We start from the raw sequence: 26,851 nt of genomic DNA, 5'->3' as shown, positions 1-26,851 counted from the left end.
GGCCGCACGCTCCGTGCGGCGGCGCAATGTGCGGCGAAACCGTAGAATGTGGGCTTCCCGTCAGCTTCACACGGAACCGGGCCCCGCGCCGACGCGCCGGGCCGTCCGTCAGGAGACGCCCGATGTCCGCCATGTCCGCCGGCGCGCCGCGCCCGGCTCCGCTCACCGTTCCCGTGACGCGCCTCGCCGGCGCGCGCGCCCTCGCGCAATGAAGATCCTGTTCCATTCACCGCATCAGGAAGCCGACGCATGGCGCGACGAGATCGCGCGGGCGCTGCCGGAAGCCGAACTGCGCGCGTGGCAGCCGGGCGATACGGCCGCCGCCGACTACGCGCTCGTGTGGCGCGCGCCGCGCGAGTTCTTCACGCCGCGCGACGGCCTGCGCGCGATCTTCAACCTCGGCGCGGGAGTCGATGCGCTGCTCGCGCTCGAACACGCCCATCCGGGCACGCTGCCCGCGCACGTGCCGCTGGTGCGGCTCGAAGATTCGGGCATGGCGCGGCAGATGGTCGAATACGTGACGCACGCGGTGCTGCGCTACCTGCGCCGCTTCGACGAATACGACCTGCTCCAGCGCGAACGCCGCTGGCAGCCGCTCGAACCGCACGCGCGCGCAAGCTTCACCGTCGCCGTCCTCGGGCTCGGCGTGCTCGGCGCGCAGGTCGCCCGCGCGCTCGCCGCACTCGGCCTGCCGGTGCGCGGCTATAGCCGCAGCGTGAAGCAGCTCGACGGCGTCACCACGTTCGCCGGCGACGGCGCGTTCGACGCGTGCATCGACGGCGCGAAAGTGCTCGTCAATCTGCTGCCGAGCACGCGCGACACCGACGGCATCCTGTCGGCGCGCGCATTCGCGCGGCTCGCGCGCGGCGCATACGTCGTCAACGTCGCGCGCGGCGCGCATCTCGTCGAAGCCGACCTGCTCGATGCGCTCGCGAGCGGCCAGGTCGCCGCGGCCACGCTCGACGTGTTCCAGCACGAACCGCTGCCGGACGACCATCCGTTCTGGCGCGCGCCGCGCGTCACGATCACGCCGCACAGCTCGGCCGAGACGCTGCGCGCGGAAGCCGTCGAGCAGATCGCCGGCAAGATCCGCGCGTTCGAGCGCGGCGCGCCCGTCAGCGGCATCGTCGACTACGCACGCGGCTACTGAATTCCGCCACAAAGAGAAACCAGGAGACAACCATGACGCTCCCCACCGCCGTCAAGATCGTCGAAGTCGGCCCGCGCGACGGCCTGCAGAACGAGAAGACCTTCGTGCCGACCGACGTGAAGATCGCGCTCGTCGACCGGCTGTCGCGCGCCGGTTTTCGCAACGTCGAGTCCGCGTCGTTCGTGTCGCCGAAATGGGTGCCGCAGATGGCCGACGGCGCCGACGTGATGGCCGGCATCGAGCGCCGCGCGGGCACCGTGTACTCGGTGCTCACGCCGAACCTGAAGGGCTTCGAGCATGCGCTCGCCGCCCGCGCGGACGAAGTCGTGATCTTCGGCGCGGCGAGCGAGGCGTTCTCGCAGCGGAACATCAACTGCAGCATCGCGGAGAGCATCGCGCGCTTCGAACCCGTCGCGAAGGCCGCGAAGGATGCGGGCCTGCGGCTGCGCGGCAGCGTGTCGTGCGCGCTCGGCTGCCCGTACCAGGGCGAGGTGCCGGTGGCGTCGGTGGTCGACGTCGTCGAGCGGTTCGCCGCGCTCGGCTGCGACGAGATCGACATCGCCGACACGATCGGCGTCGGCACGCCGAAGCGCACGCGCGAAGTGCTCGCGGCGGTGACGCGCGTGTTCCCGCGCGAACGCCTGTCGGGCCATTTCCACGATACCTACGGCCAGGCGCTCGCGAACATCTACGCGGCGCTGTTCGAAGGAATCGAGATCTTCCACGCGTCGGTCGCGGGCCTCGGCGGCTGCCCGTACGCGAAGGGCGCGACCGGCAACGTCGCGACCGAGGACGTGCTGTACCTGATGCAGGGCCTCGGCATCGAGACCGGCATCGATCTCGCGCAGGTCGTCGCCGCAGGCGACTTCATCTCCAACGCGATCGGCCGCGCGAACGTGTCGCGCGCCGGTCGTGCACTGCTCGCCAAGGCGCAGAGCGCGGCCGACGCCGCGAACTGCGTCTGATCGCGCCACTCCACGGATTCTCCAACATGACGACACCCGCTTCATTCGATTCCCTGCCCGATTCCGCGCGACGCGTCGCGCTGCTGCTGCGCGAGCGCGGCCATGCGAAAGGCATCGTGATGCTCGCCGAAACCGGCAAGACGTCGGCCGAGGCCGCGGCCGGGCTCGGCTGCTCGGTCGCGCAGATCGCGAAGTCGATCCTGTTTCGCCGGCAGGCCGACGATGCGCCCGTGCTCGTCGTCGCGAGCGGCGTCAACCGCGTCGACGAAAGGAAGGTCGCCGCGCAGGTCGGCCCGGTCGGCCGCGCCGATGCGAAGTTCGTGCGCGACAACACCGGCTACGCGATCGGCGGCGTCTGCCCGATCGGCCATCTGGTCGAACCCGTCACGCTGATCGACGCCGACCTGCTCGCGCTCGACAGCCTGTGGGCCGCCGCCGGCCATCCGCATGCGGTGTTCAACCTGTCGCCGCACGAGCTCGTGTCGCTGACGGGCGCGCCCGTCGCGGACGTCGCGTTGCGGGAGACCGCATGAGCGACGTGACGATGCCGGTCGCGACGGTCGCGTCGCCGTGCACCGACGTCTGCCGGATCGATCCGCGCACCGACTGGTGCGCGGGCTGCCTGCGCACGCGCGGCGAGATCAAGGGATGGCGTACGTCGGACGACGACGCGAGACGCGCGCTGCTCGCGCAACTCGACGCGCGGCGGCGCCTGATCGCGGGCAGCGAGACATAAAAAAAAGCCGTTCAGCCTCACGGGCGAACGGCGTCGAGATCGGAATCCTGTGAACGTGATCAACGTCACAGCCCGCATCATACGAGCGACGCGGCCGCATCGCATCGGGTGTTTCCCTACAACTTCCTGCCGCGCTTTTCGCGGCCGCGCGCGACGCCCTCTCGCGCGCAATCGCCGTTCCCGACACGCGCAGTCGGCGCGCCGCGGCGCGACCGCGCAGCCGCGCCGAATCGTCCGACCGTATCAGTTGCCGACCGCCTCGCGACGCGCGGGCACGATGCGCCAGCCGAGGTTCACGCCGGCCGCCGCGAGCAGGATCAGCAGCGCGCCGAACATCTGCGTCCACGCGAGCGTCTGCCCGAACGCGATGCGATCGACGGCGATCGCGACGACCGGATAGACGAACGACAGCGCGCCCGTCATCGCGGTCGGCAGCTTCTGCACCGCGCCGTACAGCAACACGTACATCAGCCCCGTGTTGACGATGCCGAGCACGATCAGGTCGGCCCATTGCCCGGCCGTCGCCGGCAACGTGTCGAAGTGCGCGAACGGCGCGAGCAGCACGATGCCGAGGCCGACCTGCAGCAACGCGAGCAGATGCGGCGGCGTGCCCTTCAGGTGCTTCGTGATGATCGACGAGATCGCATACAGGAACGCCGCGCCGAGCGACAGCGCGACGCCTTCCAGATATGCGCCGGGCACGGCGAGCACGGCCGGCTCGACGCGCACCACGAACACGAGCCCGGCAAACGCGAGCACGAGCCACGCGACCGTCGACGCGGTGATCCGTTCGCGGAACACGATCGCGCCGAGCGCGACCAGCATGAACGGCTGCGTGTTGTAGACGGCGGTCGCCATCGAGATCGACGCACGCGAATAGGCGGCGAAAAGCAGCAGCCAGTTCGCGACGATCGCGAGGCTGCCGAGCGTCACGAGCACGAGCATCCGCGGCGAGAACAGCGAGCGGCGCAGGAAGCCGAACGCCGCGCAGACGATCGCGAGCGTCGCCGTGCCGAATACGCAGCGGAAGAACACGACATTGGTCAGCGGCTGCTGCGACGACATCACGAGCCAGCCGATCGTGCCGGACATCAGCATCGCGACGATCATCTCGGCGGCGCCGCGGCGAATTTCATTCGTGGCCATCATGGATTCCGTTGAAGAGAGGGGATGACTTCGATTCTAGAAACTTGCCTTCGCCACAACCACGGCTAAACTGAAGCGAATCAGCCGATTCACCTTCGAAACCAAAGCGATCATGCCGAAACGCCTTTCCCCGCCCGCCGTCGCGTCGCTCGACGCGACCGACCGCGCGATCGTCGCCGCGCTGGCCGACGACGCACGCATCGCGACCAGCGAACTCGCCCGGCAGATCGGACTGTCGGCGCCCGCCACGGCCGACCGCGTGCGGCGGCTCGAGGCGCAAGGCGTGATCGCCGCATTCACCGTCGAGCTCGACCCGCGCGCGCTCGGCTATACGCTGCAGGCGATCGTCCGCGTGAAGCCGCTGCCGGGCCAGTTGCATCTGGTCGAGGAGTTGCTGCGGCGGATTCCGGAATTCGTCGAATGCGACAAGGTCACCGGCGACGACTGCTTCATCTGCCGGCTCTACCTGCGCACGATCGAGCACCTCGACGACATCCTGTCGAAGGTGACGGAGCGCGCGGAGACGAGCACCGCGATCGTGAAATCGACGCCCGTGCCGCGCCGCCTGCCGCCGCTCGTCGAAGACGACCACGCGCGCCGCTAAGCCGCTGGCGGCGCACACCGCCGAGCCGCTGGCGGCGCACACCGCCGAGCCACTGGCGGCGCATACCGCCGAGCCGCCGGCGACGCACACCACTGAACCGCGGGCGGCACGCCCGCACGCACCGTCACGCGGCTGGGTCGCGCGCGTCGAAGAACGCGAGCAGTTCGTCGATCAGCGCGGCCGGCGCCTCTTCCGCAATGTAGTGCCCGCAGTCGAGCGCGCGGCCGCTGACGTCGCGCGCGACGCGCCGCCATTCGTCGAGCGGATCGAAGCAGCGGCCGACGACCCCGTGCTCGCCCCACAGCACGCGCAGCGGGCACGCGACCTTGTTGCCGCGTTCGAGGTCCGCACGGTCGTGCTCGAGATCGATCGTCGCCGACGCGCGGTAGTCCTCGCACATCGCATGCACGGCGCCCGGCTGCGCGAGCGCCGCCCGGTACGCGTCGAGCGCCTCGGGCGCGAACGGCGCGAGCCCGGCCGAGCGGTTGCCCATCACGCGTTCGATGTACGCATCGGTGTGCGCGCCGATCAGCGTCTCGGGCAGCGGCTCGGGCTGGATCAGGAAGAACCAGTGGAAATACGCGGTCGCGAACGCGCGATCGGTTTTCTCGTACATCGCGAGCGTCGGCGCGATGTCGAGCAGCATCATCCGCTCGACGGCATCCGCATGATCGAGCGCGAGCCGGTGCGCGACCCGCGCGCCGCGATCGTGCGCGCACACATGGAAATGCTCGAAGCCGAAATGCCGCATCACGGCGACCTGGTCCGCCGCCATCGCCCGTTTCGAATACGGCGCGTGGCGCGCGTCGCTCGGCGGCCGGCCCGATGCGCCGTAGCCGCGCAGGTCGGTGGCGATCACCGTGAAGTGATTCGCGAGCGTCGCGGCAACGCGATGCCAGATCATGTGGGTCTGCGGATGGCCATGCAGCAACAGCAGCGGCGGCCCCGCGCCTCCTTTGACACCGAAGATGTCGGTGTCCTGCACCGTCACGCGAAACGATGCAAACGCGTCAAACGACATGGTTTGTTTCTCGTTGGTTTGTTATGGCGGCTATTTTAAAAGTGGCGGCGCGTCTTCACAGCGAGGTCACCGCCCGAAACCGTAGAAAGAGAACACTCACTCGATTGCCGGCCCACCGCGCCTTTTGCTAAGCTCGCGTAGAATCGCACGACCGTTCGTATTAATATGACCGAATGCGTTCCGCGGCTACACTCGAATCACCGTTCGACCGCCACGCCCCCGGAGACTGGAGACATCACATGGCATTGCCCACCGTCCTGCAGAACCTGACGCTCCCCGTCATCGCGTCGCCGATGTTCATCGTCAGCTACCCCGAACTCGTGCTCGCGCAATGCAAGGCGGGCATCGTCGGTTCGTTCCCCGCGCTCAATGCGCGCCCGGCCGAACTGCTCGACGAGTGGCTCACGCAAATCCAGTCGGAACTCGCCGAGCACAAGGCGAAACATCCCGACGCGGTGATCGGCCCGATCGCGGTCAATCAGATCGTCCACCAGTCGAATGCACGGCTCGAGCACGACGTGCGCGTGTGCGTCGAGCACAAGGTGCCGATCTTCATCACGAGCCTGCGCGCGCCGGCGCGCGAGATCGTCGATGCGGTGCACGGCTACGGCGGCATCGTGCTGCACGACGTGATCAACCTGCGCCACGCGCAGAAGGCGCTCGAAGCGGGCGTCGACGGGCTGATCCTCGTCGCGGCCGGCGCCGGCGGCCACGCGGGCACGACGTCGCCGTTCGCGCTGGTCGGCGAAGTCCGCAAGATCTTCGACGGCCCGATCGTGCTGTCCGGCTCGATCGCGAACGGCGGCTCGATCCTCGCCGCGCAGGCGATGGGCGCCGACTTCGCGTACATGGGCACGCGTTTCATCGCGACGCAGGAAGCGCACGCGATCGACGACTACAAGCACGCGATCCTGAACGCGAAATCGTCGGACATCATCTACACGAACCTCTTCACGGGCGTGCACGGCAACTACATCCGCGAGAGCATCGAGAAGGCCGGCCTCGATCCGGACGCGCTGCCGGAATCCGACAAGACCAAGATGAATTTCGGCAGCGACAAGACCAAGGCATGGAAGGACATCTGGGGCGCCGGCCAGGGCGTCGGTCTGATGGACGATCTGCCGAGCGTGGCTGCGCTCGTCGAGCGGCTCAAGCGCGAGTACGACGACGCGAAGGCGCGGCTCGGCATCCCGCGCTGACGGATGCGGCGGCCGTGGTGGCCGCCATCGGCCGCCATCGGCGCGAGATCGTCGCCCCAACGAAAAAAGCGCGAACCGCAGCGGTTCGCGCTTTTTTATTGCCCCGCCGCGGCGGAACGATGCGGCTCAGCCCGCGCGCTTCATCCGCGTGATCGGCAGCACGCGCAGACGCGATTCGATCGACGGGCACAGCGACTGCCCTTCAAAACGCGCGGCGAGGAAGTCGACGAACGAGCGCACCTTCGCGGACACGTGACGACGGCTCGCGTACACCGCATAGATCGGCGCCTCGTGCGGCGGCACCGAATCGAGCAGCACCGGCACGAGCCGGCCCGCTTCGATGTCGTCGCCGACCACTTCGGTGCCGAGCAGCGCGATGCCCGCGCCGGCGAGCACGGCCGCGCGCAGCCCTTCGAGATGGTTCACGATCAGGTTGCCGTTCAGGCTCACGCGCGACGCGGCGGCCGCGTCGATCACCAGCGAATCGAGCATCGTCGAATTCGAATCGCGCCGCAGGTAGTTGTGATCCGCGAGATCGGCGATCGTCCGGGGCGTGCCGTGCTTCTCCAGATATGCGGGCGACGCGACCAGCAGGATGTGCGCGGTCGCGATCTGGCGCGCGACCAGCGACGACGATTTCAATCCGTTCGGCGCCGCGCGCACCGCGACGTCGTAGCCTTCCTCGATCAGGTCGACCACGCGATCGGACAGCGTCATGTCGACGGTCACGTCCGGGAACCGGCCCGCATAATCGGTGACGGCCTGCATCACGTGCCGCAGCCCGAACGCGGACAGCGACGTCACGCGCAGCCGGCCCTGCGGCACCACGCTCGCGGCGCCGACGGCCTGCCCGGCCTCGTCGAGTTCGGACAGCGCCTGCACGAGGCGCTCGTAGTATTCGCGTCCCGCCTCGGTCGGCGCGACGCGTCGTGTCGTGCGATGCAGCAGCCGCGCGCCGAGCTGCTGCTCGAGGTGCATCACGTGCTTGCTCGCCATCGCCGCCGACATCTGCATGCGCTCCGCCGCGCCGACGAAGCTGCCCACTTCGACGACGTAGCGAAACACATTCATGCTGACGAGGGTATCCATCGAACTAGCTCGCAATCCCGGGAAATCGACCAATTACGAGATAGGGTAACAAAGGCGGGGAAACAGAAAGGTCAAGAAAGGCAAAACGGCGCCGCGGGTGGCGGCGCCGCTTCGGACTGAAAATGACGGGCAGGAAAACATGCAGCCGAAACGCGCGATTGACGCGCGGCCGGCGCACCGATCGCGCGTGCGCGTCAGAACTTCGCGCGGATGCCGGCGCCGAACGTGTTGCCGGTCGACAGGCCGCTGATGTGATCGTTCATGTAGGCCGCGTAGACGTCGGTGCGCTTGGACAGCGGATAGTCGTAGCCGACGGCCCAGGTCTGGCGCGTCTGGTCGAGGCCGCCCGCGTCGCGCGAGTACGCATACGACGCCATCGCATTGCCCACGCCGATCGGCACCGACACGCCGCCCTGCGCGGTGTTCACGTGCCAGCTGCCCGCGACCTGGTCGTTCTTCGTATACATGTACTGGCCGAACAGCTTCACGAGCTTCAGGTCGTAGGTGGCGCCGACCAGCGCGATGCCCTGGCTCTTCATGCCGGTCACGAGCGCGCTCAGGTCCTGCGGGCCGTTGTTGAAGTTCACGTACTGATACACGGCGGTCGCCGCGAACGGGCCGTTCGCGTAGTTGAACTGCGCGCTCCACTTCTTCGAACGGTTGTCGCCGGCCTGGTTGCCGAGCGCGTACATCGCGCCGAAGTTCAGGCCCCCGAACGAAGGCGACGTGTAACCCAGCGCGTTGTTCCAGCCCGAATCGCCCACCGCGCCCTGGTCGCTCGGATAGGTCGGGAACGTGCCGAGGCCGAGGAACACGTGATACACCATCGGCGAGAAGGTGTACGAGTCGTAGAACGGGTTGAACAGGATCGTCGACAGGAACAGGTGCGTCGTCAGGCGGCCCGCCGTCACCGTGCCGTACGGCGAGCTGATGCCGACGTACGCGTTGCGCGCGAAGAACGTGTCGCCCTGGAAGCGGCCGTACTGGCCGTTCTGCGCACGGAAGAAACTCTCCAGCGTGAAGATCGCCTTGTAGCCGCTGCCGAGGTCCTCGGCGCCGTGCAGGCCCCAGTACGACGTCGACATGCCGCCGCCCGACACGTTCCACGCGCGATCGCCGCCCGGGAACTTGGTGGCGCCGACCCATTCGTCAACCTGCCCGTAGAGCGAGACGCTCGACTGCGCATGGACGGGTGCGGCAGCCGCCACGCAGGCGGCTGCGGCGATCAGCTTGACGGACGTGCGCGACGCACGGCGGGCGAATGCTTTCATGGGATCTCCAGGTTTTGTCGAATAGTCGATAAGTGGCGCGAGCGTTGTTGTATGGAGCCGAGTGCTTGCGTCGTATGGGGCGCAGCCATCTTTACGGATCATTCGTCCGGTCAAAATTGCGCACGCTTATTGCGGGTATAGCGTCGGCATTAACTTCGCGGCAGGTATCCATGGCCGCACGCACGGCGGCGGCCCGGCACGAACGCGGTCGCACGGGCGGGCGGCGGCGCGGCATGGCGTGCCGGGCGCGAAAGATAGCGCAATGCGGCGGGAAAATCAGCGGGAATCTGCGCGCGACTGTGGCGAATTCGCATCAGCCGGCAAGGGGACGAGCGCCGGGGCGCTCAGTTTCGGTAGAACGGGGAGAAAAACGGCGAGTGCGCAGGCTCTTCCTGCGAGCGAGGCGGCGGCATCGGGCGGCCGCCGCGCTCCTCGTTGTAGCGCGCGACGTCGGCGCGGATCGAGCCGGCTCGCAGCGGGACGTTGCCGCCGCCGGGCGGGCGCGGCATCTGGCGGACTTCGGCGTTGATCGGCCGATACGGGCTTTGCGCGGCGTAATGGCCGTACGACGGTGTCGGGCGCAGCCCCCAGCGGGAGCCGGCACCGCTCACGCCGCCGGGACGCACGCCGGCAGACGGCGGCACGCGACGCCACACCGGAGCGCCGCCGGCGGGCTGACCGTACGCGCGCATGTCGCCGCCGCCGAAGCCGTGGCTGCCGAACCCGTGACCGCCGTGGGGAGGCTGGGCGAGCGCGAGCGGCATCAGCAGCGTGCCGAGCACGCCTGCCGCCCATCGTCCGATCTTCCGTTTCACCCGTTCCGTCATCGTTCCGTGCCCATCGACGCCCGCCGTCGGCTCCTTTCGGCCGACCCAAGGCTTTCAGCAGTAATTTATGAGCGGGGGGAAAGCGTGTCGAGCCAAAAAGTGTTATGTCGCCGGCATCGGTGTAACACCATGTTACTGCTAGGTTTTTTCACTTCCGGGCGCGATCGCGACGGAACGTTCTTCCGCGGTTTTGGCCGCCGCCGCGACTCGTACGGCGGCCGCCGTTGCATGCCACTGATTCATCAATCGATTCGCACAATGAATTTGTGTAGTGAATCGTCAACCGGGACAATAACGCCATCCGCGCGCGCGACGCGCGCCTTCGTCGTTTCCGAATCGAGTTCCCGATGGCCCGTCCCCGTTTTCTTCCCGACAACTTCACGCTCGCGCTCGTCGGCACCGTCGTACTCGCGAGCCTCGTGCCGTGCCGCGGCCCGGCCGCCCATGCGTTCAACTGGGCCACCAACATCGCCGTCGGCCTGCTGTTTTTCCTGCATGGCGCCAAACTGTCGCGCGAAGCCGTCGTCGCGGGCGCGACGCACTGGCGGCTGCACGCGCTCGTGCTGCTCAGCACGTTCGCGCTGTTCCCGCTGCTCGGCCTCGCGCTGAAACCCGTGCTGCAGCCGCTCGTCACGCCGACGCTGTATGCGGGCGTGCTGTTCCTCTGCACGCTGCCGTCGACGGTCCAGTCGTCGATCGCGTTCACGTCGATCGCGAAGGGCAACGTGCCTGCCGCCGTGTGCGCGGCCTCCGCGTCGAGCCTGCTCGGGATCTTCGTCACGCCGGCGCTCGTCGGGCTGATGATCACGTCGCAGTCGGCCGCGGCCGCGTCGCCGTGGAGCACCGTCGGCAGCATCGTGATGCAACTGCTCGTGCCGTTCATCGCCGGGCAGTTGCTGCGGCCCGTGATCGGCGGCTGGATCGACCGCAATCGCGGCGTGCTGCGCTTCGTCGACCAGGGCTCGATCCTGCTGGTCGTCTACGTCGCGTTCAGCGAGGCCGTCAACGAGGGGCTGTGGCACCAGATTCCGCCGCGCGCGCTCGGCGGCCTGCTCGTCGTCAACCTCGTGCTGCTCGCGATCGCGCTGCTGCTGACCGCGTTCGTCAGCAAGCGGCTCGGCTTCAACCGCGCCGACCAGATCACGATCATCTTCTGCGGATCGAAGAAGAGCCTCGCGGCCGGCGTGCCGATGGCGAAGGTGATCTTCTCGGCGAACGCGGTCGGCGCGATCGTGCTGCCGCTGATGCTGTTTCACCAGATCCAGCTGATGGCGTGCGCGGCGCTCGCGCAGCGCTGGGGCGCGCGCGACACGAGCGGCGAGCACGACGAGGGCGGCGCGACGGCCGCGTCCGGCGCGCTGAGCGCGGGCAAGCGCTGACACGTCCGGGGGCGCGATGGCCGCCGCGGGCGGCTTTCCGCTTTCCGCCTACCGCTCATCGCCCCCCGTTTTCGGTCCCTCGCCCCTTCCGGCCACGCGCCGACGCGTATCCGGCGCGATGCACCGGCAACGCCGGTCATGTCACGAAATCTTCATTCAATTCTCCGCGCGCGATGCCGTTAAGCCGGACGTCCCGTCGATTCGGCTGCCCTCGCCCATGCCCGCGCCCCACTCCGGTTCCGCCGCCACCCGCACCTCGCGCCTGATCGCGGATCGCGCGCTCGCCGCCGTCTTCCAGCCGATCGTCGACCTCGGGTCGGGGACGGTCGTCGGTTACGAAGGACTGATCCGCGGCCCGCGCGGCACCGACCTCGAGCCGCCCGCCGCGCTGTTCGCGCAGGCCGCGCGCGAAGGCGAAACCATCGCGCTCGAACGGGCGGCCGCGCTCGCCTGCCTCGACGCGTTCGCGGCGCTCGGCTGCGATGGCAAGCTGTTCCTCAATTTCAGCGCGGGCACCATCCTCACGCTCGCCAGCGAACGCGAGCGCGCATGCCAGTTCCTCGGCCGCGCGCACATCGGCGCCGAACGCATCGTGATCGAGCTCACCGAGCAGAACGCGATTCCCGATCTCGCGGACATCGGGCCGGCGGTCGCGTCGCTGCGCGACGCCGGCATCCAGTTCGCGCTCGACGACTACGGCACCGCGAACGCGAGCATGAACCTGTGGCTGCGCCTGCACCCGGACCTCGTGAAGATCGACCGCTTCTTCATCCACGACATCGCGCGCGACCCGCTCAAGTTCGAGGCCGTGAAGGCGATGCAGCACTTCGCGCAGGCGAGCGGCGCGAAGCTGATCGCGGAAGGCATCGAGAACGAATGCGACCTGATCGTCGTGCGCGACATGGGCATCTGCTGCGTGCAGGGCTTCCTGCTCGGCCGGCCGAACGCGCAGCCGTCGCGGGTGGTCGCGCCGGCCGCGCGCGACGCGATCCGCGCGCCGCACATCGCGGTGTTTCCCGGCATGACGCGCGCGGTGCGGCCGGCCGGCACGATCGCCGGGAAGATGCTCGTGCCCGCCCCGGCGCTGCCGCGCGACGCGACCAGCAACGACGTGCTCGACCTGTTCAACCGGATGCCCGACCTGCACGCGGTCGCGCTCGTCGAGCGCGGGCGGCCCGTCGCGCTCGTCAATCGTCGCGGCTTCATCGACCGTTTCGCGCTGCCGTATCACCGCGAGGTGTTCGGGAAGAAGCCGTGCCTGCAGTTCGCGAACGATGCGCCGCTGATGATCGACAACGCGACGACCTTCGAGCAACTCGCGCTGCTGCTCGCGAGCCACGACCAGCGCTATCTCGCGGACGGCTTCGTGATCACCGAACACGGCCGCTATGTCGGGCTCGGCACCGGCGAGAGCCTGGTGCGCACGGTGACCGAAATGCGCATCGAGGCCGCGCGCTACGCGAATCCGCTGACCTTCCTGCCCGGCAACATTCCGATCAGCGCGCACATCGACCGCCTGCTCCAGCGCGACGCCGGCTTTCATGCGTGCTACGTCGACCTGAACCAGTTCAAGCCGTTCAACGACCAGTACGGCTACTGGCAAGGCGACGAAGTGCTGAAGTTCGCCGCGACCGTGCTGGCCGGCGTATGCGACCCGCAGCGCGACTTTCTCGGCCATGTCGGCGGCGACGATTTCCTGGTGCTGTTCCAGCGCGACGACTGGCGCGAGCGCGCCGCCGACGCGATCGCGCGCTTCAACGACGGCGCGCGGCTTTTCTACACGCAGGCCGACCGGCAGGCGGGCGGGCTGCATGGCGAGGACCGCCACGGCAACCCGGCGTTCTTCGGCTTCGTGACGATGGCGATCGGCGCGGTGGGCGTGCCGGCCGGCGCGCACGGCGCGAAACGCTACGGCAGCGACGAGATCGCGTCGGTCGCCGCGCTCGCGAAGCGGCGGGCCAAGCAGCAGCCGGACGGGCTCGCGGTCGTCGATCTCGATGCCGGCCGCGCCGCGCTGCGGCATCGCGGCGAACCGCCGGCCGTGGCGGTGGCGGCTGGCTGAACGACGGACGGTCGCCCGCGACGCACGGAAAACCGGTGCACCGTGCGACGGGGGCGATGCCCGGCCGCTGCAACGTTCGGCTGTCGCGCAACGGCCTCTCATCGTCATCGGTCACGGCCACGGCCACGGCGCCCCCACGCTCGCACGGGCGCGCGGTCCGACTGCCCATTTTGCGGCGCTGCGTCGGCACCGCCGGACACCCGCACGCCCACCTTGCCTTTTTCGCGTTTTGTTTAGTATTTTTAGTAACGGCGTTTTCGCAGATTAGCGCTTAAAAATCCGCTATTTGCGGGTATTCCCCGGTTATCCGGCCCGAATTCCGCGATACGTTTTACTATACAATCGCCTCCACCCTAAACAAACCGGACCCCGAACGATGGGTACGACCATTCGCGATGTGGCGCGGGCGGCTGAGGTTTCGATCGGCACCGTCTCCCGCGCGCTGAAAAACCAGCCCGGCCTGTCCGAAGCCACGCGCGCGCGCATCGTCGGGATCGCGCAGCAGCTCGGCTACGATCCCGCCCAGCTGCGGCCGCGCATCCGCCGGCTCACCTTCCTGCTGCATCGGCAGCACAACCGCTTTCCCGCGAGCCCGTTCTTCTCGCACGTGCTGCACGGCGTCGAGGACGCGTGCCGCGAGCGCGGCATCGTGCCGACGCTGCTCACGGTCGGCCCGAACGACGACGTGCTGCGCCAGATGCGCCCGCACGCGCCCGACGCGATCGCGGTCGCCGGCTTCATCGAGCCCGAGACGATCGAGGCGCTCGCCGCCACCGGCCGGCCGCTCGTGCTGATCGACCTGTGGGCGCCCGGGCTGCGCTCGGTCAACATCGACAACGCGACCGGCGCGGCACTCGCGATGCGCCACCTGCTCGCCACCGGCCGCTCGCGGATCGCCTTCATCGGCGGCTCGGCCGCGCACTACAGCATCGCGCAGCGCGCGATCGGCTATCGGCGCGCGTTCTTCGAAGCCGGGCGGCTGTTCGATCCCGCGTACGAAGTGACGATCGACGCCGGGCTCGACCCCGACACGGGCGCCGCGCGTGCGATGGAGCAACTGCTCGACGCGCCGGGCCCGCGGCCCGAAGCCGTGTTCGCGTACAACGACGCGGCCGCGCTGGCCGCGCAGCGCGTGTGCATCGCGCGCGGGCTGCGGATTCCGGACGACATCGCGATCGTCGGCTTCGACGACATCCCGGCCGCCGCGCACGCGAGCCCGCCGCTCACGACGCTCGCGGTCGACAAGGAAGCGCTGGGCCGCCGCGGCGTCGAGCTGCTGCTCGCCGAAGCGCCCGAGCGCACCGAGATTTCCCTGCCCGTCGAGCTGATCGTGCGGGCCAGCAGCCAGCCCGCCGGCTCCCCGGCACTCGATACCGCCACGGTCCAAGAATCATGAACATGCCTCCGGTCCAACCCCGCGCCGCCGCGCCGGCCGGCCACGCGCCAGCCGCACCGTTCGTCGCGAGCTTCCGCGATCCGTCGTTCCTGCTGTCGCACGTCGAAGACACGCTGCGCTTCTACGCGGCCAACGCATTCGACCCGACGGGCGGCTTCTACCACTACTTCCGCGACGACGGCAGCATCTACAACCGCACGTCGCGCCATCTCGTCAGCAGTTGCCGGTTCGTCTTCAACTACGCGATGGCGTACCGGCATTTCGGCGATCCGCGCCACCTGGAATACGCGCGCCACGGGCTGCGCTTCCTGCGCGACGCGCACTGGGACGACGCGCTGCAGGGCTACGACTGGGAGCTCGACTGGCGCGACGGCGCGAAGCGCGCGACGCTCGACGGCACGCGCCACTGCTACGGCCTCGCGTTCGTGCTGCTCGCGGCCGCCCACGCGACGATGGCCGGCATCGACGAAGCGCGCCCGCTGATCGCGGCCACCTACGAGCTCGCCGAGCACCGCTTCTGGGATGCGGCCGCGGGCCTCTATGCGGACGACGCGACGCCGAACTGGAACGTATCGACGTATCGCGGCCAGAACGCGAACATGCACATGACGGAAGCGCTGCTCGCCGCCTACGAGGCGACCGGCCACCTCACGTACCTCGATCGCGCGGAAAAGCTCGCCACCCACATCACGCAGCGCCAGGCCGCGCTGTCGGGCGGGCTCGTGTGGGAGCACTACCATGCGGACTGGTCGGTCGACTGGGACTACAACAAGGAAGACAGCTCGAACATCTTCCGCCCGTGGGGCTTCCAGCCCGGGCACCAGACCGAATGGGCGAAGCTGCTGCTGATCCTCGAGCGGCACCGCCCGCTCGACTGGCTCGTGCCGCGCGCGACCGAGCTGTTCGACGCGGCGCTCACGCACGCATGGGACGCCGATCACGGCGGCCTCTGCTACGGCTTCGGCCCGGACTTCACGATCTGCGACCACAACAAGTATTTCTGGGTGCAGGCGGAGACCTTCGCGGCGGCCGCGATGCTCGGCGCGCGCACCGGCAGCGAGCGTTTCTGGGACTGGTACGACGAGATCTGGCGCTACAGCTGGGCGCACTTCGTCGATCACCGCTACGGCGCGTGGTACCGGATCCTCACCTGCGACAACCGCAAGTACAGCGACGAGAAGAGCCCGGCCGGCAAGACCGACTATCACACGATGGGCGCCTGCTACGACGTGCTCGCGACCCTCGCGCGCGCGCAACGCAGCGAGCCGACGCAATGAGCGGCGGCACGTTTCCGGCTTTCGTGTCGGCGGGCGACATCCTGACCGACATGGTGCGCGCGGGCGACGCGCAGTGGACGTCGGTGCCGGGCGGCGCCGGCTGGAACGTCGCGCGCGCGGTCGCGCGGCTCGGCGTGCCGAGCGCGCTTGCGGGCGCGATCGGCGAAGACTACTTCTCCGACGTGCTGTGGCGCGCGAGCGAAGCGGCCGGCCTCGACCTGCGCTTCCTGCAGCGCGTCGCGCGGCCGCCGCTGCTCGCGATCGTCCACGAAACGCGCCCGCCCGCGTACTTCTTCATCGGCGAAGCGAGCGCCGATCTCGCGTTCGATCCGGCACGGCTGCCGGCCGGCTGGACCGATCACGTGAAATGGGCGCATTTCGGCTGCATCAGCCTCGTGCGCGAACCGCTCGCGAGCACGCTGGCCGCGCTCGCGGCCGACCTGCATGCGCGCGGCGTGAAGATCAGCTTCGACCCGAACGTGCGGAACCTGATGACGGCCGCGTACCGGCCGACGCTGGAGAAGATGGCCGCCCTCGCCGACCTGATCAAGGTGTCCGACGAAGACCTGCGGCACCTGTTCGGCGGCGATGGCCCCGACGCGATCGCGGCGGTGCGCGCGCTGAACCCGCGGGCGGCCGTGCTCGTCACGCGCGGCGCGCAGACGGCCACGCTCCATGCGGACGGCGACGTGCACGAAGCCAGCCCGCCGCGCGTCGAGGTGGCCGACACCGTCGGCGCGGGCGACGCGTCGATCGGCGGCCTGCTGTTCAGCCTGATGGCCGCGCCGCGGCGCGGCTGGCGCGAGCATCTCGCGTTCGCGGTGGCGGCCGGCGCCGCCGCGTGCCGGCATACGGGCGCGCACGCCCCGACGCTCGACGAGGTCGTCGCGCTGCTTGAAGGGTGAAGGCACGCTGAAGAGGCGAAGAAGGGACGGTGGCCGGCCGCCGATCGGTCACCGATAAACCGCATTCACCATGCTGCGCCGCAGTGCTACGATGAAGCGTCCTATTGCGGGAGAGGCACGATGGACACGAACACGTTCACCAAAGGCATCTACACGGCCAAGGCGCATACGCACCGCTCGGACAACGGCGAGTTTCAGGGCTACGTGATCCTGGCGCGGGACGACGGCGACGAGACGGAAAACATGCGCTACGACGTCCACACGACGAGTTCGAGCGAGGAAGAAGCGTTCGAGGAAGCCAAGGCGCTCGCGCACCGGATCCTCGGCGAGATCGAGCTGTGACGCGCAGCACCCTCACGCGCGCGCCGCGGCGCGACCGCGACGCGCCGTCCCGCTCGATTCAGAGCAGCCGCGCCACCATCGATACCAGCATCGTCAGCACCAGCGTCGACATGAACGGGAACGGGTAGCGCCGCCCGCCGAGCGTCAGCGTGACGTCGCCCGGCATCCGCCCGATGCCGAGCTTGCCGAGCCACGGCCAGCAGCGCGTGAGGATCATCACCGCGATGAACGTCGTCAATAGCCAGCGCAGCATGCCTGAGGCCCGTTTACATAGGGAACGTACATGTGTCGCGCCCGTCAGAGCGCGTGCGAACGGTCGCCGCGCGCGAACGCGTCGAGCGTGCCGTCGATCCCGCGCGAAAACGCGATCACCTTGAACAGCTCGCCCATCTCGGCCTCCGAGATCAGCTTCTGCACCGCGTTCGCGGCCGGCAGGAACGCGTGGATGTCGGACGGATCGATCGCGGCCAGCGCGTCGGTGATGCCCGCGTTCAACAGGAAGCGCGCCTGCGACGTGTAGCCGAGCAGATCGGCGCCGGTCGCGACGCCCGCGTCGTAGATGCCGGTGAATTCGACGTGCGCGGTGATGTCCTGCAGGCCCGGGTACACGAACGGGTCGTCGTGCGCGTGGTGGCGGTAGTGGCACATCAGCGTGCCGCGGTCGCGCTGCGGGTGGTAGTACTCGTGCGCGGGGAAACCGTAGTCGACCAGCAGCACCGCGCCGCGCGCGAGCATCGTGCAGACGGTGCGCGTGAACGCCAGCGCGGCCTCGTGCGTTTCGGTCACGTAGCCGTCGCCGACGTCCAGCCCCGTGAGCACCGCCGGCAACGCGGCCGCGCCGACCGGCCGGTCGTCGAACACGAACGCCTGCCGCGCGTCGAGCGCGACGCCGCGCTCGCGCCACGCGCCGTCCGCCTTCGCGAAGAGGCGCACCGGCATCGCGTCGAGCACCTCGTTGCCGACCACGACACCCTCGAACCGCTCAGGCAGCGCGTCGAGCCAGCGCACCTTCGCGGCCCGCGCCGGCACCGCGGCTTCGATCATGTCGCGCTGCCGCTCGCGCAGTTCGCCGGACAGGTCGACGATCAGGTATTCGTCGAGTTCGACGCCCGGCGCGTCGAGCGCCGCGAGCAGCCCGGCCGCGAGCTTGCCCGTGCCGGCGCCGAACTCCATCACGCGGCGCGTGCCGCTCGCCGCCAGTGCTTCGGCGACCGGATTCGCGAGCGTCTGCGCGAATAGCGGCGACAGCTCGGGCGCGGTGACGAAGTCGCTGCCGTCGTCGGCGCGACGCCCGAACTTGCGCGCGCCGCCGCTGTAATAACCGAGGCCCGGCGCATACAGCGCGCGCTCCATGAAGCGGTCGAACGGCAGCCAGCCGCCGGCCGTCGCGATCTCGTCGCGCAGTTGCGCGGCGAGGGTTTCGGACTGCGCGAGCGCGTCAGGGCCGGGAGCAGGTAAACTAGCGGGTTCGTGAGCTTTCGGGTTCATCCCGGCATTGTAAATGACCGTTTCAGCCGATACGTCGACCCCACGCGTGGTGCTCGTCACGGGCGCCCTGGGCAGCGCGGCCGACGCCGCGTCGATCGGCCGTGCGCTCGCGACGGGTTTCGCCCGCCGGGGCTGGGACGTCGCGCTGCAGCGCGGCCACGGCGCGCCGCGCGCGGCCGCCGACGCGCTCGTCGCCGAAGTGGCGGCGCTCGGCCGCCGTGCGGCCGTGCTCGACGCCGATCTGGCCCTGGAAGCCGATGCCGCGGGCCTCGTCGCCGCGTGCGGCGAAGCGCTCGGCCGGCCCGCGTGCGCGGTGTTCGTCAGCGCCAGCGCCGACGACGCGCATACCGTGGACGGCGCGTCGCTCGCCGCCGCACTCGCTGCTGCGCTCGCACGCAACGTGACGGCGCCGCTCGCTGTGGCGCGCGCGCTCGCCGACGCGACGCCCGACGCCGCGCGCGAGCACGAAGCGCTGCGTGCGTGCGCGATCCACGTACTGGATCAGGCCCTGTTTCACCCGGCACCGGCGCAACTGTCGCATGCGCTGATGCAGGCCGCATTGAACCGCGCGACGTCGGCGCTCGCGCTGGCGCTCGCGCCGAAGGTGCGGGTCGCGGCGCTCGTGCGCGGCCACGCGCCGCACGCGGACGACATCGCGGCGGCCGCCTGCTATCTCGCGAGCGCGCCCGGCGTCACCGGCGCGACGCTGACCGTCGACGGCGGCGAGCACCTGGTGCCGCCCGCCGCCGGCCCGAATGAATGAACCGCGCGGGCGCGGCCCAAGCGCCGCCGCCCGCGCCGCTTTGCGTGAGCGCACGCCAATTTGACTGGGACGACCATGTTTTCCGCTCTCCTGCACCCCCGCCTCGCGGATTGCCGCAGGCTCTACCTGCGCGACTACGAGGTGCACATCAACATCGGGGCCTTCGAACACGAGAAGCGCGGCGAGCAGCGCGTCGTCATCAACATCGACCTGTTCGTGCCGCTCGCGCTGTCCACCCCCGTCGACGACCGGCTGCACGAAGTCGTCGACTACGACCTGATGAAGCAAAGCGTCGCGCAGTGCCTGGCGCGCGGCCACATCCACCTGCAGGAAACGCTGTGCGATTCGATCGCCGCGCACCTGCTGGCGCACGACACCGTGCGCGCGGTACGCGTCCGTACCGAGAAACCGGACGCCTATCCGGACTGCGACGCCGTCGGCGTCGAAGTCTTTCGCATCAAGGACGAGGAGCGCGCATGAACGCCCCCCACATGAACGACACGGCGGCCGACGCCGCCACGCTGGACGACGCCGCCGCGTCGGCCGGCCGCCCCGCGCTCACGCGCCGCGAGCAGAAGGAAGCGTACGAGAACAACAAGCTGTTCAAGCGGATCGTGCGCCAGGTCGGCCAGGCGATCGGCGACTACAACATGATCGAGAACGGCGACAAGGTGATGGTGTGCCTGTCGGGCGGCAAGGACAGCTACGCGATGCTCGACGTGCTGCTGCGCCTGCGCGAGCGCGCGCCGATCGACTTCGACATCGTCGCGGTGAACCTCGACCAGAAGCAGCCGGGCTTCCCCGAGCACGTGCTGCCCGAATACCTGACGCAGGTCGGCGTGCCGTTCCACATCGAGAACCAGGACACCTACAGCATCGTCAAGCGGCTCGTGCCGGAAGGCAAGACGACCTGCTCGCTGTGCTCGCGGCTGCGCCGCGGGATCCTGTACCGCGTGGCCGGCGAGCTCGGCGCGACCAAGATCGCGCTCGGCCATCACCGCGACGACATCGTGCAGACGCTGCTGCTGAACATGTTCTACGGCGGCAAGCTGAAGGGGATGCCGCCGAAGCTGCAGTCGGACGACGGCAGGAACATCGTGATCCGCCCGCTCGCGTACGTGAAGGAAACCGATCTCGAGAAATACGCGGAATTGCGCGAATTCCCGATCATCCCGTGCAACCTGTGCGGCAGCCAGCCGAACCTGAAGCGCGCGGAAATGAAGGCGCTGATCCGCGACTGGGACAAGCGCTTCCCGGGCCGCGTCGACAACATGTTCAACGCGCTCGCGAAGGTCGTGCCGTCGCACCTGATGGACACGACGCTGTATCCGTTCCAGTCGCTGCGCGCGACGGGCGAGGCCGACCCGCAAGGCGACATCGCGTTCGACGAGGAACCGTGCGCGTCGGGTGACGAGTCGGCGGCGCCGGGCGCCGCCCGGCCGATCTCGATCGTCCAGTTCGACGACCTGTAAGCAGGGGCGGAACACCCGCCGGAACCGGGCGCCGGCAGCCCTTTCCGGCGCCGTCGCCCCGCCGCGACAGGCCCGGAGCGCCAGGGGCCGCATGCTAAAATAGAGGGCTTCAAACTCCTCTGACAAGCTGGCGCCATGAATATCGTGATTTTGGCGGCAGGCACCGGCAAGCGCATGCGCTCCGCGCTGCCGAAAGTGCTTCACCCCCTGGCTGGCAGGCCGCTCCTCTCCCACGTCATCGACACCGCACGCACGCTGCAGCCGTCCCGGCTGGTCGTCGTCGTCGGCCACGGCGCCGAGCAGGTCCAGGCCGCTGTCGCCGCGCCCGACGTCCAGTTCGCGGTGCAGGCCGAACAGCTCGGCACCGGCCACGCGGTGCGCCAGGCGCTGCCGCTGCTCGATCCCGCGCAACCGACGCTCGTGCTGTACGGCGACGTGCCGCTCACGCGCGCGTCGACGCTGCGCCGTCTCGTCGATGCCGCGCTCGACGGCCGCTACGGGATCCTGACCGTCACGCTCGACGACCCGACCGGCTACGGCCGGATCGTGCGCGACGCGGCCGGCTTCGTCACGCGCATCGTCGAGCAGAAGGATGCGTCGCCGGACGAGCTGAAGATCGCCGAGATCAACACCGGCATCATCGTCACGCCCACCGCCCAGCTGTCGATGTGGCTCGGCGCGCTGAAGAACGAAAACGCGCAGGGCGAGTACTACCTGACCGACGTCGTCGAACTCGCGATCGAGGCCGGCTTCGAGGTCGTCACGTCGCAGCCCGACGACGAATGGGAAACGCTCGGCGTGAACAGCAAGGCGCAGCTCGCGGAGCTCGAACGCATTCACCAGCGCAACGTCGCCGATGCGCTGCTCGTCGACGGCGTCACGCTCGCCGATCCGGCGCGCCTCGACGTGCGCGGCGCGCTGCGCTGCGGCCGCGACGTATCGATCGACGTGAACTGCGTGTTCGAAGGCAACGTGACGCTCGCCGACAACGTGACGATCGGCGCGAACTGCGTGATCCGCAACGCATCGATCGGCACGGGCACGCGCATCGACGCGTTCACGCACATCGACGGCGCCGAACTCGGCGCGCACACCGTGATCGGCCCGTACGCGCGGCTGCGCCCGGGCGCGCAGCTCGCGGACGAAACGCACGTCGGCAACTTCGTCGAGGTGAAGAACGCGGTGATCGGCCACGGCTCGAAGGCGAACCATCTCACGTACATCGGCGACGCCGACATCGGCGCGCGCGTGAACATCGGCGCGGGCACGATCACCTGCAACTACGACGGCGCGAACAAGTTCCGCACCGTGATCGAGGACGACGTGTTCGTCGGCTCCGACACGCAGCTCGTCGCGCCCGTGCGCGTCGGCCGCGGCGTGACGATCGCCGCCGGCACGACGATCTGGAAGGACGTCGCCGAAGGCGTCCTCGCGTTGAACGAGAAGACGCAGACCGCGAAGAGCGGCTACGTCCGCCCGGTCAAGAAGAAGAGCTGAACCTTTTGCGGGCGCCCGCGCGGCGCCCGCGTCGACTTACAGGACTGACCATTCATGTGCGGCATTGTCGGCGCAGTTGCGCAGCGTAATATCGTTCCGGTGCTAATCGAAGGATTGCGGCGCCTCGAATACCGTGGCTACGACTCGTGCGGCGTCGCCGTGCTCGAGCCCGACGCACCGAAGCGCGCGCGCAGCGTCGCGCGCGTCGCCGATCTCGATGCGCAGGTGCGCGAGACGCACCTCGAAGGCTCGACCGGCGTCGCGCACACGCGCTGGGCCACGCACGGCGCGCCCGTCACGCACAACGCGCACCCGATCTTCTCGTCGAACGCGCTCGCGCTCGTGCACAACGGCATCATCGAGAACTTCGAGACGCTGCGCGAAACGCTGCGCGCGAAGGGCTACGAATTCGTGTCGCAGACCGACACCGAAGTGATCGCGCACCTCGTGCACAGCCTGTACCGCGGCAACCTGTTCGACGCGGTGCGCGAAGCCGTTCACCAGTTGCACGGCGCGTATGCGATCGCCGTGATCCACAAGGACCAGCCGCACACCGTCGTCGGCGCGCGCCAGGGTTCGCCGCTCGTCGTCGGTCACGGCGACGGCGAGAACTTCCTCGCGTCCGACGCGCTCGCGCTCGCGGGCAGCACCGACCGCTTCACGTTCCTCGAGGAAGGCGACGTGTGCGAGCTGTCGCTCGACGGCGTGACGATCGTCGATCGCCACGGCGCCACCGTGCAGCGCGAGATCCGCGTGGTCAGCGCGTACGGCGGCGCGGTCGAGCTTGGGCCCTATCGCCACTTCATGCAGAAGGAAATCTTCGAGCAGCCGCGCGCGATCGGCGACACCGTGCCGCAGACGGAAGCCTTCGACGCGACGCTGTTCGGCGACGCCGCGCCCGCCGCGTTCGCGGAAATCGACAGCCTGCTGATCCTCGCGTGCGGCACGAGCTACTACTCGGGCCTCACCGCGAAGTACTGGCTCGAATCGATCGCGAAGATCCCGACCCAGGTCGAGATCGCCAGCGAATACCGCTACCGCGAGTCGGTGCCGAACCCGCGCCAGCTCGTGCTCGTGATCTCGCAATCGGGCGAGACGGCCGATACACTCGCGGCGCTCAAGCATGCGCAGTCGCTCGGCCATACGCATACGCTCGCGGTGTGCAACGTCGCGACGAGCGCGATGGTGCGCCTGACCGAGATGCAGTTCCTGACGCACGCGGGCACCGAGATCGGCGTCGCGTCGACGAAGGCGTTCACCACGCAGCTCGTCGCGCTGTTCGTGCTGGCCGCGACGCTCGGCAAGCTGCGCGGGCACGTGGACGCCGCGCAGGAAGCGCAATTCGTGAAGGAGCTGCGCCACCTGCCGGCCGCGCTGAACAGCGTGCTCGCGCTCGAGCCGCAGATCATCGCGTGGTCGGAGGAATTCGCGCGCAAGGAAAACGCGCTGTTCCTCGGCCGCGGGCTGCACTACCCGATCGCGCTCGAAGGCGCGCTGAAGCTGAAGGAAATCTCGTACATCCACGCCGAAGCCTATCCGGCCGGCGAGCTGAAGCACGGGCCGCTCGCGCTCGTCACCGAAGCGATGCCGGTGGTGACGGTCGCGCCGAACGACACGCTGCTCGAGAAGCTGAAGTCGAACATGCAGGAAGTGCGCGCGCGCGGCGGCGAGCTATACGTGTTCGCGGATGCCGACACGCAGATCGTCAACGACGACGGCCTGCACGTGATCCGGATGCCGGAACACTATGGCCAGTTGTCGCCGATCCTGCACGTCGTGCCGCTGCAACTGCTCGCGTATCACACCGCGTGCGCGCGCGGCACCGACGTCGACAAGCCGCGCAACCTCGCGAAATCGGTGACGGTGGAGTAAGGCCGCGCGACGGGATGGCCCCCTCGCCGGGCCGTCCCGACCGCGTGCGGGCGCAAGGCAGGCCATTCGGCCAGGTCGAAATATGTACCACGTAGTGGTATATAATCCGGTGCTGACTCGACCGGCTCGACATGCCTGCTTCCGTACGGCGCGTGTTCAAGACGAAGGGGTTTCACCAGGCAGCGGGAAAGCGGAATCGCCGATGGCGAGCTCTACCGCGCGGTGCGGGAACTGGCCTGCGGCCGGGGCGTCGATCCCGGCGGCAACGTCTGGAAGAGGCGCCTCGGAAAGCGCGCCGCGGACGTAGGTCGACACACCGACAGCGACATCGCGACGCCGGTCGCACTGAAAGCGCTTGTGGAGATTTGCAATGGCCAAGGGTCGATTCAAGAGCGACGCAACGGAGGCGATCCACAGCGCCGCGTCGGGGCTTTATCGCGCCAACCTGCTCGACAAGAAGACGATGCGGGAATACGACGATCTCTGCATCGAAGCCGCGCCGCAATTCGATCCGGAAGCGATCGCCCGCATCCGCAAGTCGGTCAACGTCAGCCAGAGCGTGTTCGCGCTCTACCTGAACACGACGACATCGACGATCCGCCAATGGGAACAGGGCGACAAGCGGCCGAGCGGCATCGCCGCGCGCATGCTCCAGATCGTCGAAAAACACGGGCTCGAGGTGTTCTCCTGAGCCGGCTTCCCCGACTGCCCATGCACGGCCCGGCCGCACGCGCGCCGCAACGAATATGACGGAGAGACAATGGTAAGACTGTTTGGATGCGGATTGCTGGCGCTGACGTTCGCGTCGACGAGTTGGGCCGCCGAGCACTATGTCGAGGTCTGGAACCCGCCCGAGGCGCGGCAACCCGCGGCTCGCACGCCGGCTGCGCGCCCGGGCGCCGACGCGCGTACCGGCAAGAGCGCGGAGAAGCACGCGAGCGCCACGCCGAAAGCCGCCGCGAAACCGCACAAGCGCCGCGTCGCGCAGGCCGTGAAAGCCGGCCCGCACCGCCCGGCCGCCACCGCGACCGACACGCCGGCCGCCCCGCGCCCCGTGGCGCAACCCGCGCCGGGGCATCTCACGGTGATGCAGCCGGGCGCACCGGACGCGACGCATGCGCTCACGTTCTCCGACATCCCGCGTCAATACACGCCGGACGGCAACGTGCTGCAGGTCGGCACGCACGGCCGCTCCGCGGAGGTGACTCGATAATGGAAGCGCAGACCTACCACGGCTACCAGATCTGGGGCCACGCGATCCTGCAGCAGGACGAGATCATGCAGCCCGAGCGCTTCGCCGCGAGCGGCACGATCACGCAGAACAACCGGCTGGTCGAGGCGTCGGGCGTGCTCGGCGTATTCGACACCGAAGACGACGCGCGCGATGCAGGGCTCGAATGGGCGCGCGCGTGGATCGACAACCACAGCTGACCGAACGCAAGCGCGCATCCACGGCCGTCACCGATGAGGCCGCGCAGGTGCGGCGCGCACCGCAAATGAAGAAGGGGCGTCCGCGACGCCCCTTCTTTCATTCGAACCCCTCGACTCACGCCGCGGCGTGCGGCGGCCTCACCGTCTCCCGCGGCCGGCCGACGAGCCGTGCCAGCACGACGATCGCCACCAGCGTCGCGACGTACACGGCGATCTGGATACCCGCCGGGCGCGCGGTATAGCCGACGAGCGTATGCAGCGCCTTGCCGACGATGCTCGATTCCTTGAGCAGCCACGACGTGTCCCACACCGCATCGCCCCACGACGGCACGAGGCCCGCGGCCAGCAGGAAGCCGACGCACTGGCTTGCCATGCCCGCCGCCAGCAACACGATCAACCCGTTGGTGACGGAGAACAGGCGCTTGAGCGGAATCTGCAGCAGGCCCGCATACATCGCATAGCCGAGGCCCGCGCCGCCGAGCACGCCGAGCAGCCCGCCCGCGATCATCTGCGGCGTCTGCCCCGGGTCTCCCGCCGCGATCCCGTACAGGAACAGCACGGCCTCGGAACCCTCGCGCAGCACCGCGACGCCGACCACGATCGCGAGCCCGGTCAGCGGCCGGCGGCCGGCCGCGACCGCCCGGCCGACCTCGCCCATGTGCAGCGCCATTTCGCGGCCGTGCCGGCTCATCCAGATGCAGTGCCACGCGAGCATCAGCGTCGCGACGAACATCACGCCCGCGTTGAAGACCTCCTGCCCCATGCCGGACGCCCATTGCGAGATCACGTCGGCGAACGCCGCGATCAGGCCGGCGCCGACCACGCCGCCGACCAGCCCGCCGCCCACCCACCAGCCGCGCCGCGGCACGCCCTTCGTGGCGGCCATCACGATCGAGACCACCAGCGCGGCCTCGAGCACTTCACGAAAGACGATCAGGGCAGTGGACAGCATGTCGGTA

The 26,851-nt window shown here is 69.1% G+C and carries 28 protein-coding genes and 1 pseudogene; 21 read left to right on the top strand and 8 right to left on the bottom strand.

From position 1 onward, the window contains the following. Positions 1–208 precede the first annotated feature (208 nt). The 4 genes from QZM15_RS25075 to QZM15_RS25060 are packed head-to-tail and all read left to right on the top strand — an operon-like array spanning position 209 to position 2,851. On the top strand, positions 209–1,150 hold the full coding sequence (locus tag QZM15_RS25075; protein WP_060317096.1) for a glyoxylate/hydroxypyruvate reductase A: 942 nt from the start codon (positions 209–211) through the stop codon (positions 1,148–1,150). Positions 1,151–1,182: 32 nt separating this feature from the next. Continuing rightward, positions 1,183–2,115, top strand: a complete 933-nt coding sequence (locus QZM15_RS25070; RefSeq protein WP_302107458.1) for a hydroxymethylglutaryl-CoA lyase — start codon at positions 1,183–1,185, stop codon at positions 2,113–2,115. 26 nt (positions 2,116–2,141) lie between these two features. Continuing rightward, positions 2,142–2,648, top strand: a complete 507-nt coding sequence (locus tag QZM15_RS25065) for a YbaK/EbsC family protein (protein WP_226094042.1) — start codon at positions 2,142–2,144, stop codon at positions 2,646–2,648. Then, entirely contained in the window at positions 2,645–2,851 is a 207-nt protein-coding gene (locus tag QZM15_RS25060) for a DUF1289 domain-containing protein (protein ID WP_226291256.1), read from the top strand. Before QZM15_RS25065 ends, QZM15_RS25060 begins: the two co-directional genes overlap by 4 nt. A gap of 243 nt (positions 2,852–3,094) precedes the next feature. Here the strand turns inward: QZM15_RS25060 and QZM15_RS25055 are convergent, their stop codons facing one another. Further along, complete coding sequence (locus QZM15_RS25055) at positions 3,095–3,997, bottom strand: DMT family transporter (RefSeq protein WP_059576451.1); 903 nt, start codon at positions 3,995–3,997, stop codon at positions 3,095–3,097. A gap of 112 nt (positions 3,998–4,109) precedes the next feature. Between QZM15_RS25055 and QZM15_RS25050 the strand changes: the two genes are divergently transcribed. Beyond that, the gene (locus QZM15_RS25050) at positions 4,110–4,601 is read left to right on the top strand and encodes an Lrp/AsnC family transcriptional regulator (RefSeq protein WP_059576448.1); all 492 of its coding nucleotides are present in this window, start codon (positions 4,110–4,112) and stop codon (positions 4,599–4,601) included. Positions 4,602–4,725: 124 nt separating this feature from the next. Here the strand turns inward: QZM15_RS25050 and QZM15_RS25045 are convergent, their stop codons facing one another. Beyond that, the gene (locus tag QZM15_RS25045; protein ID WP_302107457.1) at positions 4,726–5,622 is read right to left on the bottom strand and encodes an alpha/beta fold hydrolase; all 897 of its coding nucleotides are present in this window, start codon (positions 5,620–5,622) and stop codon (positions 4,726–4,728) included. Positions 5,623–5,861: 239 nt separating this feature from the next. Here QZM15_RS25045 and QZM15_RS25040 point away from each other — a divergent pair, with 239 nt between their 5' ends. Beyond that, the gene (locus tag QZM15_RS25040; RefSeq protein ID WP_059576442.1) at positions 5,862–6,821 is read left to right on the top strand and encodes a nitronate monooxygenase family protein; all 960 of its coding nucleotides are present in this window, start codon (positions 5,862–5,864) and stop codon (positions 6,819–6,821) included. A gap of 126 nt (positions 6,822–6,947) precedes the next feature. On the opposite strand, the gene QZM15_RS25035 is transcribed toward QZM15_RS25040, so the two are convergent. From QZM15_RS25035 to QZM15_RS25025, 3 genes are all read right to left on the bottom strand, one after another. Beyond that, a complete protein-coding gene (locus QZM15_RS25035) occupies positions 6,948–7,910 on the bottom strand; it encodes a LysR family transcriptional regulator (protein WP_060966567.1) in 963 nt (320 codons plus the stop codon). Positions 7,911–8,104: 194 nt separating this feature from the next. Then, positions 8,105–9,181 carry a porin gene (locus QZM15_RS25030; RefSeq protein WP_059641258.1) on the bottom strand — a complete coding sequence of 359 codons (1,077 nt, stop codon included), beginning with the start codon at positions 9,179–9,181 and terminating at the stop codon, positions 8,105–8,107. Between the two features lie 344 nt (positions 9,182–9,525). Continuing rightward, the gene (locus QZM15_RS25025) at positions 9,526–10,008 is read right to left on the bottom strand and encodes a peptide-binding protein (RefSeq protein WP_124659463.1); all 483 of its coding nucleotides are present in this window, start codon (positions 10,006–10,008) and stop codon (positions 9,526–9,528) included. Between the two features lie 347 nt (positions 10,009–10,355). On the opposite strand from QZM15_RS25025, the gene QZM15_RS25020 reads away from it, so the two are divergent. The 6 genes from QZM15_RS25020 to QZM15_RS24995 all read left to right on the top strand — a co-directional run bounded on the left by QZM15_RS25020 (position 10,356) and on the right by QZM15_RS24995 (position 17,369). Continuing rightward, positions 10,356–11,387 (top strand): bile acid:sodium symporter family protein, encoded by a 1,032-nt coding sequence (locus tag QZM15_RS25020; RefSeq protein WP_059641254.1) that lies wholly within the window; start codon positions 10,356–10,358, stop codon positions 11,385–11,387. A 217-nt stretch (positions 11,388–11,604) separates the two neighbouring features. Continuing rightward, entirely contained in the window at positions 11,605–13,449 is a 1,845-nt protein-coding gene (locus QZM15_RS25015) for a phosphodiesterase (protein ID WP_060010414.1), read from the top strand. Between the two features lie 376 nt (positions 13,450–13,825). Next, positions 13,826–14,845 (top strand): LacI family DNA-binding transcriptional regulator, encoded by a 1,020-nt coding sequence (locus tag QZM15_RS25010; protein WP_059576424.1) that lies wholly within the window; start codon positions 13,826–13,828, stop codon positions 14,843–14,845. Further along, entirely contained in the window at positions 14,842–16,122 is a 1,281-nt protein-coding gene (locus tag QZM15_RS25005) for an AGE family epimerase/isomerase (RefSeq protein WP_059576421.1), read from the top strand. The genes QZM15_RS25010 and QZM15_RS25005 overlap by 4 nt, the downstream gene beginning before the upstream one ends. Further along, the gene (locus tag QZM15_RS25000) at positions 16,119–17,027 is read left to right on the top strand and encodes a carbohydrate kinase (protein WP_302107456.1); all 909 of its coding nucleotides are present in this window, start codon (positions 16,119–16,121) and stop codon (positions 17,025–17,027) included. The genes QZM15_RS25005 and QZM15_RS25000 overlap by 4 nt, the downstream gene beginning before the upstream one ends. 120 nt (positions 17,028–17,147) lie before the next feature. Beyond that, positions 17,148–17,369: a hypothetical protein gene (locus tag QZM15_RS24995; RefSeq protein ID WP_059576415.1), complete on the top strand. Its 222-nt coding sequence runs from the start codon at positions 17,148–17,150 to the stop codon at positions 17,367–17,369. 58 nt (positions 17,370–17,427) lie between these two features. On the opposite strand, the gene QZM15_RS24990 is transcribed toward QZM15_RS24995, so the two are convergent. Further along, entirely contained in the window at positions 17,428–17,622 is a 195-nt protein-coding gene (locus QZM15_RS24990) for a DUF2905 domain-containing protein (RefSeq protein ID WP_011546377.1), read from the bottom strand. A gap of 44 nt (positions 17,623–17,666) precedes the next feature. Further along, positions 17,667–18,857, bottom strand: a complete 1,191-nt coding sequence (locus QZM15_RS24985; RefSeq protein ID WP_302107455.1) for a class I SAM-dependent methyltransferase — start codon at positions 18,855–18,857, stop codon at positions 17,667–17,669. Positions 18,858–18,870: 13 nt separating this feature from the next. Between QZM15_RS24985 and QZM15_RS24980 the strand changes: the two genes are divergently transcribed. From QZM15_RS24980 to QZM15_RS24945, 9 genes and pseudogenes are all read left to right on the top strand, one after another. Next, positions 18,871–19,620: an SDR family oxidoreductase gene (locus QZM15_RS24980; RefSeq protein ID WP_302107454.1), complete on the top strand. Its 750-nt coding sequence runs from the start codon at positions 18,871–18,873 to the stop codon at positions 19,618–19,620. A gap of 75 nt (positions 19,621–19,695) precedes the next feature. Beyond that, positions 19,696–20,100, top strand: a complete 405-nt coding sequence (locus tag QZM15_RS24975) for a dihydroneopterin aldolase (protein WP_059576406.1) — start codon at positions 19,696–19,698, stop codon at positions 20,098–20,100. Next, on the top strand, positions 20,097–21,092 hold the full coding sequence (gene ttcA, locus QZM15_RS24970) for a tRNA 2-thiocytidine(32) synthetase TtcA (protein ID WP_059576403.1): 996 nt from the start codon (positions 20,097–20,099) through the stop codon (positions 21,090–21,092). Before QZM15_RS24975 ends, ttcA begins: the two co-directional genes overlap by 4 nt. A 135-nt stretch (positions 21,093–21,227) precedes the next feature. Continuing rightward, on the top strand, positions 21,228–22,589 hold the full coding sequence (glmU, locus tag QZM15_RS24965) for a bifunctional UDP-N-acetylglucosamine diphosphorylase/glucosamine-1-phosphate N-acetyltransferase GlmU (RefSeq protein WP_302107453.1): 1,362 nt from the start codon (positions 21,228–21,230) through the stop codon (positions 22,587–22,589). A 54-nt stretch (positions 22,590–22,643) separates the two neighbouring features. Beyond that, complete coding sequence (glmS, locus tag QZM15_RS24960) at positions 22,644–24,461, top strand: glutamine--fructose-6-phosphate transaminase (isomerizing) (protein ID WP_060317126.1); 1,818 nt, start codon at positions 22,644–22,646, stop codon at positions 24,459–24,461. A gap of 131 nt (positions 24,462–24,592) precedes the next feature. Next, positions 24,593–24,836 (top strand): annotated as a pseudogene (locus tag QZM15_RS34020) (type II toxin-antitoxin system RelE/ParE family toxin); the annotation flags it as partial. After that, complete coding sequence (locus QZM15_RS24955; protein WP_059576393.1) at positions 24,832–25,152, top strand: DNA-binding transcriptional regulator; 321 nt, start codon at positions 24,832–24,834, stop codon at positions 25,150–25,152. The pseudogene QZM15_RS34020 and the gene QZM15_RS24955, both read left to right, overlap by 5 nt. Positions 25,153–25,221: 69 nt before the next feature. Continuing rightward, the gene (locus tag QZM15_RS24950; protein ID WP_059576388.1) at positions 25,222–25,674 is read left to right on the top strand and encodes a hypothetical protein; all 453 of its coding nucleotides are present in this window, start codon (positions 25,222–25,224) and stop codon (positions 25,672–25,674) included. Then, positions 25,674–25,892 (top strand): hypothetical protein, encoded by a 219-nt coding sequence (locus QZM15_RS24945; RefSeq protein WP_006477594.1) that lies wholly within the window; start codon positions 25,674–25,676, stop codon positions 25,890–25,892. The genes QZM15_RS24950 and QZM15_RS24945 overlap by 1 nt, the downstream gene beginning before the upstream one ends. A gap of 115 nt (positions 25,893–26,007) precedes the next feature. On the opposite strand, the gene QZM15_RS24940 is transcribed toward QZM15_RS24945, so the two are convergent. Beyond that, positions 26,008–26,844 (bottom strand): FTR1 family protein, encoded by an 837-nt coding sequence (locus QZM15_RS24940; RefSeq protein ID WP_059576386.1) that lies wholly within the window; start codon positions 26,842–26,844, stop codon positions 26,008–26,010. Between the last annotated feature and the right edge of the window lie 7 nt (positions 26,845–26,851).

The sequence above is a fragment of the Burkholderia sp. AU44665 genome (genome assembly GCF_030504405.1).
Lineage (GTDB): Bacteria > Pseudomonadota > Gammaproteobacteria > Burkholderiales > Burkholderiaceae > Burkholderia > Burkholderia semiarida.
The sequence above is the reverse complement of the archived record's forward strand: the minus strand, read 5'-3'. Positions and strand labels throughout refer to the sequence as shown.

Coding starts and splice junctions, on each gene's coding strand:
- QZM15_RS25010 (WP_059576424.1), top strand. CDS start 13,826: ATGGGTACGACCATTCGCGATGTGGCGCGGGCGGCTGAGGTTTCGATC.
- QZM15_RS24975 (WP_059576406.1), top strand. CDS start 19,696: ATGTTTTCCGCTCTCCTGCACCCCCGCCTCGCGGATTGCCGCAGGCTC.
- QZM15_RS25005 (WP_059576421.1), top strand. CDS start 14,842: ATGAACATGCCTCCGGTCCAACCCCGCGCCGCCGCGCCGGCCGGCCAC.
- QZM15_RS25000 (WP_302107456.1), top strand. CDS start 16,119: ATGAGCGGCGGCACGTTTCCGGCTTTCGTGTCGGCGGGCGACATCCTG.
- QZM15_RS25075 (WP_060317096.1), top strand. CDS start 209: ATGAAGATCCTGTTCCATTCACCGCATCAGGAAGCCGACGCATGGCGC.
- QZM15_RS25050 (WP_059576448.1), top strand. CDS start 4,110: ATGCCGAAACGCCTTTCCCCGCCCGCCGTCGCGTCGCTCGACGCGACC.
- QZM15_RS24950 (WP_059576388.1), top strand. CDS start 25,222: ATGGTAAGACTGTTTGGATGCGGATTGCTGGCGCTGACGTTCGCGTCG.
- QZM15_RS25045 (WP_302107457.1), bottom strand. CDS start 5,622: ATGTCGTTTGACGCGTTTGCATCGTTTCGCGTGACGGTGCAGGACACC.
- QZM15_RS24995 (WP_059576415.1), top strand. CDS start 17,148: ATGGACACGAACACGTTCACCAAAGGCATCTACACGGCCAAGGCGCAT.
- QZM15_RS24955 (WP_059576393.1), top strand. CDS start 24,832: ATGGCCAAGGGTCGATTCAAGAGCGACGCAACGGAGGCGATCCACAGC.
- QZM15_RS25035 (WP_060966567.1), bottom strand. CDS start 7,910: ATGGATACCCTCGTCAGCATGAATGTGTTTCGCTACGTCGTCGAAGTG.
- QZM15_RS24990 (WP_011546377.1), bottom strand. CDS start 17,622: ATGCTGCGCTGGCTATTGACGACGTTCATCGCGGTGATGATCCTCACG.
- QZM15_RS25065 (WP_226094042.1), top strand. CDS start 2,142: ATGACGACACCCGCTTCATTCGATTCCCTGCCCGATTCCGCGCGACGC.
- QZM15_RS25015 (WP_060010414.1), top strand. CDS start 11,605: ATGCCCGCGCCCCACTCCGGTTCCGCCGCCACCCGCACCTCGCGCCTG.
- ttcA (WP_059576403.1), top strand. CDS start 20,097: ATGAACGCCCCCCACATGAACGACACGGCGGCCGACGCCGCCACGCTG.
- QZM15_RS25070 (WP_302107458.1), top strand. CDS start 1,183: ATGACGCTCCCCACCGCCGTCAAGATCGTCGAAGTCGGCCCGCGCGAC.
- glmS (WP_060317126.1), top strand. CDS start 22,644: ATGTGCGGCATTGTCGGCGCAGTTGCGCAGCGTAATATCGTTCCGGTG.
- glmU (WP_302107453.1), top strand. CDS start 21,228: ATGAATATCGTGATTTTGGCGGCAGGCACCGGCAAGCGCATGCGCTCC.
- QZM15_RS24985 (WP_302107455.1), bottom strand. CDS start 18,857: ATGAACCCGAAAGCTCACGAACCCGCTAGTTTACCTGCTCCCGGCCCT.
- QZM15_RS24945 (WP_006477594.1), top strand. CDS start 25,674: ATGGAAGCGCAGACCTACCACGGCTACCAGATCTGGGGCCACGCGATC.
- QZM15_RS25055 (WP_059576451.1), bottom strand. CDS start 3,997: ATGGCCACGAATGAAATTCGCCGCGGCGCCGCCGAGATGATCGTCGCG.
- QZM15_RS25020 (WP_059641254.1), top strand. CDS start 10,356: ATGGCCCGTCCCCGTTTTCTTCCCGACAACTTCACGCTCGCGCTCGTC.
- QZM15_RS25025 (WP_124659463.1), bottom strand. CDS start 10,008: ATGACGGAACGGGTGAAACGGAAGATCGGACGATGGGCGGCAGGCGTG.
- QZM15_RS25030 (WP_059641258.1), bottom strand. CDS start 9,181: ATGAAAGCATTCGCCCGCCGTGCGTCGCGCACGTCCGTCAAGCTGATC.
- QZM15_RS25040 (WP_059576442.1), top strand. CDS start 5,862: ATGGCATTGCCCACCGTCCTGCAGAACCTGACGCTCCCCGTCATCGCG.
- QZM15_RS24940 (WP_059576386.1), bottom strand. CDS start 26,844: ATGCTGTCCACTGCCCTGATCGTCTTTCGTGAAGTGCTCGAGGCCGCG.
- QZM15_RS25060 (WP_226291256.1), top strand. CDS start 2,645: ATGAGCGACGTGACGATGCCGGTCGCGACGGTCGCGTCGCCGTGCACC.
- QZM15_RS24980 (WP_302107454.1), top strand. CDS start 18,871: ATGACCGTTTCAGCCGATACGTCGACCCCACGCGTGGTGCTCGTCACG.